Annotated in this window: 1 rRNA gene; it reads right to left on the reverse strand. The window is 63.9% G+C overall.

From position 1 onward, the window contains the following. Positions 1–1,445 (reverse strand): 16S ribosomal RNA (locus DWX39_RS10750); the annotation flags it as partial. Positions 1,446–1,629: the final 184 nt, after the last annotated feature.

The raw sequence follows: 1,629 nt of genomic DNA on the forward strand, positions 1-1,629 counted from the left end.
CCCTCCACACCTTCGGCGCCTCCCCCCTTGACGGTTGGGCCGGCGACTTCGGGTGCAGACGACTCGGGTGGTGTGACGGGCGGTGTGTACAAGGCCCGGGAACGCATTCACCGCGGCATGCTGATCCGCGATTACTAGCAACTCCGACTTCATGGGGGCGGGTTGCAGCCCCCAATCCGAACTGGGGCCGGCTTTCCGGGATCCGCTCCCCCTCGCGGGGTGGCATCCCTCTGTACCGGCCATTGTAGCACGTGTGCAGCCCAGGGCATAAGGGGCATGATGACTTGACGTCGTCCCCGCCCTCCTCCGCCTTGACGGCGGCGGTCCCGCGTGGGTTCCCGGCATCACCCGATGGCAACACGCGGCGGGGGTTGCGCTCGTTGCGGGACTTAACCCAACATCTCACGACACGAGCTGACGACAGCCATGCACCACCTGTATGGGCTCCTCTCGGCCACGGGGTCTCCCCCGCTTCACCCATATGTCAAGCCCTGGTAAGGTTCTTCGCGTTGCTTCGAATTAAGCCACATGCTCCGCTGCTTGTGCGGGCCCCCGTCAATTCCTTTGAGTTTTAGCCTTGCGGCCGTACTCCCCAGGCGGGACGCTTAATGCGTTGGCTGCGGCACGGGGGGATCGTCCCCCCACACCTAGCGTCCATCGTTTACGGCTGGGACTACCAGGGTATCTAATCCTGTTCGCTCCCCCAGCTTTCGCGCCTCAGCGTCGGTCTCGGCCCAGAGGGCCGCCTTCGCCACCGGTGTTCCACCCGATATCTGCGCATTCCACCGCTACACCGGGTGTTCCACCCTCCCCTACCGGACCCAAGCCGCGGAGGTTCCGGGGGCTTCGGGGGGTTGAGCCCCCCGCTTCGACCCCCGGCCTGCCGGGCCGCCTACGCGCGCTTTACGCCCAATGAATCCGGATAACGCTCGCCCCCTACGTATTACCGCGGCTGCTGGCACGTAGTTAGCCGGGGCTTCTTCTGCAGGTACAGTCTTGACTCTTCCCTGCTGAAAGCGGTTTACGACCCGAAGGCCTCCGTCCCGCACGCGGCGTCGCTGCGTCAGGGTTCCCCCCATTGCGCAAGATTCCCCACTGCTGCCTCCCGTAGGAGTCTGGGCCGTGTCTCAGTCCCAATCTGGCCGGTCGGTCTCTCAACCCGGCTACCCGTTGTCGGCACGGTGGGCCGTCACCCCGCCGTCTACCTGATGGGCCGCGGAGCCATCCCCTCCCGTCGGGGCTTTAGCCGGGGTGCCATGCGGCACCCCGGGGTATCCGGTATTACCCGTCCTTTCGGGCGGCTATCCCGGGGGAGGGGGCAGGTTCTCCACGTGTTACTCAGCCGTTCGCCACTCGCTTCCCTCCGGAGAGGGGTGCCGTTCGACTTGCATGTGTTAGGCGCGCCGCCAGCGTTCATCCTGAGCCAGGATCGAACTCTCCGTCCAAAATATTCTGGGCTTCGAGCCCGTCCGGTCCTCTCAGTCCATCGCTGATCGGTTCCGTTCGATTCATATGGTTTTAGTATAGGAAAAGGAATTTCTCGGGGCCGCCTCTCGGCGGCCTTGCGAAAAACAAATCCAAGTTAGACCATTTCAAATGGTTCGATGTCTGCCCGGATGCGACACTGAA

Source organism: Collinsella sp. AF19-1LB (assembly GCF_003459655.1).
Lineage (GTDB): Bacteria > Actinomycetota > Coriobacteriia > Coriobacteriales > Coriobacteriaceae > Collinsella.